Below are 3,532 nucleotides of genomic sequence, written 5' to 3' on the forward strand. Positions count from 1 at the left end.
TATAACATTACAGACGAAAATCAATAAATTTGCATCGCCATAGGTTTAGAGGATGAAAAGTGAACGGATATCACCGTTTTGGGTGAACGGATATCAACCGTTTTCAGCACCTTTCGAGAAGTTTCCTCACACTTTGTTCAGTGCGTGCTGCTGTTTCTTCCCCATATTCATAAATTGTTGTACATACGGGATAATGATCGCTTCTCGTAACTGGATGACGGCGTGTACATTCAGTTTTCAAAGATAAACTGACTATAAAGAAATCCAATTCACTTCCGCTCCCCGGATGTGTAACTCTTTCTGATGTAACCAATCTTCCAAGATTTCCATATCTTGAACGCGTTCCGGAAAAAATATAATCCGTCATATTACCGGCTACCCCATGATTATCCATAATTGCAGTACGTGAACAATTCATATCCCCTCCAATAATAAAAGGTTCTTCTGCACGTGCAAAAAGATTCATTACATCCGGTACTCCATTACCTGATGTGGCATGTAAGGTATATATATTTAAACCCATGACATTTAAATATATAGCAGGTCTGCCAGTTGAACTACTCACATCTAATGTTCCGCCCTGACCTCCCTTTTTTGAAATAATGCAAGTAGTACAACGGTTATTAAAAGCCCCTGCTTGTCCTTCAGCCCATATAGTTGCGTCTGGTAATTGTAAATCTTTAGCTATATCTCCACATTCTTGTATTAACAATACATCATTGTCATTGTATAATTGATTGAGAATCTCTATTTTTTTTGGGGCAGTGTAAGGATTACCTTGCGAATTCCATGTACATATTTTCATATTATTTATCCGATATAAACAAGAAACGGAACGCTTTGCATTCCGTTTTCCCTAGTTAAACAATTCGTTCTTATATTATTATTCTCCGCCACTTTTACCTGATGTCGGTACCGGTTCGATACAAGAAGCCATAATATCCATCAATTTTGCTAAGCCTTCAGTTCGTGGTTGTTGGCTGGCAGTTACATGTACCTGATATTTTGCCGTCTGATTAGTCGAACGGGTATTTTCACGCGAGGATGTAACCTTTCCCGATATGCCGACATTAACTCCAAACCATTTAGATGAAATATTCGTAGAAGCTTCTGTGTTTTTATTATCAGTTGAGCTATTAGTATCTGTGACTTCCATTTGGAAATCAACATCCACACGGTCTATTAACAACGAAGGAATAGGAACCAGTCCTATGAACGGAGCTTTTACGGTAACTTTATTATTGTCTGCCGATACGACTCCATCCTGTACCACGGGGCGTTCCAAATCAAACTTCAATAACCGGGTAGAGTATCCTTAGGTTTTCCAGTGTCATCAGTATCATACGCAATCTTCTGATAATAGTCCCATGCAATGGATGCCAGTTTCTCCTGTGCTTCGGCAGCGGCAAACAGCGGAGCACCGATTAGTTCACGCATAGGCAATCCTTTAAACTTGTCAGGAATGTTTTCGCCAAGCTTTTCCGTTTTCGTTTGGTCCGTATCTTTCGTTTCCACAGTTTTTTCATTGGCTTGTTGCATCACCGCCATGCCGGCAGCTATGACATTCATTACCTCATCAGGCATAATGATGTGCCCATCCTTGTCAATAGTGGTTTCAATATCTGCGTTACCTAATTTAATTATAGTTTTTCTGTTCTCTGTTCCGTCTGCTTGCGGAATGTTCTTGTCCTCTGACATACCATTAAATTCAAAAAGGTTATTAAAAATGCATATCTCTTTTTCTTTACGAATATTCCCATCCAATTAACCTCCTTCACTTTAGTGTAATCCTACTCCTTACGCCATTTGGGGATGATTATCTTATTAAATTTTCTCTTTACATAACGTAATGGCAATTGATACCAATGCAAAATTAAACGGTCGAACTCTTCCTGAATTTCTTTTTTAATAAACTCATTCATTTTTGATTGAAATTCATATATGGTTTTAGGGAATTCATCTTTTGTCAGATAACATAATGATTTGTTTTTTAATTCACCTTTTAGAGTATCCAAACTTTTTTCTCCTATTAAAATGGCATTAAGTTCCATTGCATTTTTATGAATTTTCTCTATTTTTCTTTTTGTATTATAAATTGAGATGTAATGAATAAATAGCTGTAGAATAGTTATTATGATACACAAAGAACAAGTAAATAAAGTAAAGACAGTTATTTCAGACTTAGAATAGAAGTCATCTATAATACCTATATTTTTTATGAAAAAATCATTTATACCGGAATAATTATGGAAAACCACCAACAATATTATAATGAAAACAATCGAATTTATATATTTTACAAAGACATTTGTTTTATAGAATATCCATGCCATTAATGAATAAATGATAATACAATAGTCTAATATCTGCAGAGCCTGATAATAAGTTCCATAATAATTATGGCTTTCTATACCTATATAAGCCAAAACTACAAGAGAAAAATAAAAGTTTAATGATGCCAGATTTTTAATTGTCTGATAGAATATGTCCCATTTATCTTCCAGCATTTTATAACCTTTCATTAACTTCTCATCATCTAAATACGCCTGATATTTTCCTAAGAATGAGACTATCAGATTTTGTTTTTCTTCATGCAGTTTAGACAAAGGGAAGTTTTTTAATATTGGTTCATAAAAGAAAAGCAAGCAAATCCCCGCCCACAATTGTATGAGCGGAGCAAAATTAACTAACATTATATCATCCATGATAATTAAATCAAATCTTCAGCATTTTGAAATGATGCATCAAACAATCTCATCAGCTTATTGCAATTATCAGGATGATTGAATGAACCTATAGCTTGATAATTTTCAGGTATATGCTCTAATCTGAACTTTTCATTATCGAACACCGCAAAATTGCAATGTTTTGTGTTAAGCGATTCAAAAATGTGTTTTTTATCCTCTTCTTGTATCAGTCTGACTTTAATAGAATCATTATTTCTTTCAGTTTTTTTATTTCTAAGCAATGAAAGCGGATTGTCATTTAAATAATCAGAACTTTCAACCAAGACAGATATTTTATTTTCTCTCTTTTCCAGAAACCTGTTCAGTTCGCTCCAATAAGGTTCGGTTGTAACAAGGTCCGGTTTAAATCCTTCACAAAATATTCGTACTTCATTTCTTGTGTATTTCAATAATATTGACATTAAAATAGAAGCATGAGCCTTACCGGCATTAGTAAAAATCTCATCAGATTTTTCTTTTGCCAAATATTCAAGATAGTCTTGATAGTTCTTTAATATTAAATCAGTTGTCATTATATTAATATTTTTATGTTACAAAAATAATTGTTTTATAACATATTAATCGCAACAAACAGCATGTTTAATAACATGCTATAACGTGAAATCATATGTAAGTTTCCAATTTTAGGGTACCCCCTTTGGACGGGCGCCAGCAGGCATCCGTCTAAAAAAGAGTCCACAAACTTACATAAAAATCTTCGTTTTTTATGCCGGTGCAATAAAAAATCAAGCCCTACGTACTTGATTGATCGTCTATTGCCGTGCTCGAAGCACAAAATGTTGTAT

Annotated in this window: 5 protein-coding genes; all 5 read right to left on the reverse strand. The window is 34.3% G+C overall.

From position 1 onward, the window contains the following. Window positions 1–103 precede the first annotated feature (103 nt). Complete coding sequence (locus H6A27_RS13980) at window positions 104–805, reverse strand: endonuclease/exonuclease/phosphatase family protein (protein ID WP_204509120.1); 702 nt, start codon at window positions 803–805, stop codon at window positions 104–106. Between the two features lie 78 nt (window positions 806–883). Next, entirely contained in the window at window positions 884–1,285 is a 402-nt protein-coding gene (locus H6A27_RS15250) for a DUF2589 domain-containing protein (protein WP_239469712.1), read from the reverse strand. Between the two features lie 8 nt (window positions 1,286–1,293). After that, a complete protein-coding gene (locus H6A27_RS15255; RefSeq protein ID WP_239469713.1) occupies window positions 1,294–1,698 on the reverse strand; it encodes a hypothetical protein in 405 nt (134 codons plus the stop codon). A 92-nt stretch (window positions 1,699–1,790) separates the two neighbouring features. Then, the gene (locus H6A27_RS13990) at window positions 1,791–2,705 is read right to left on the reverse strand and encodes a hypothetical protein (protein ID WP_204509121.1); all 915 of its coding nucleotides are present in this window, start codon (window positions 2,703–2,705) and stop codon (window positions 1,791–1,793) included. A gap of 5 nt (window positions 2,706–2,710) precedes the next feature. Beyond that, window positions 2,711–3,259, reverse strand: a complete 549-nt coding sequence (locus H6A27_RS13995) for a hypothetical protein (protein ID WP_204509122.1) — start codon at window positions 3,257–3,259, stop codon at window positions 2,711–2,713. Between the last annotated feature and the right edge of the window lie 273 nt (window positions 3,260–3,532).

The organism is Bacteroides caecigallinarum (assembly GCF_016902295.1).
Taxonomy (GTDB): domain Bacteria; phylum Bacteroidota; class Bacteroidia; order Bacteroidales; family Bacteroidaceae; genus Phocaeicola; species Phocaeicola caecigallinarum_A.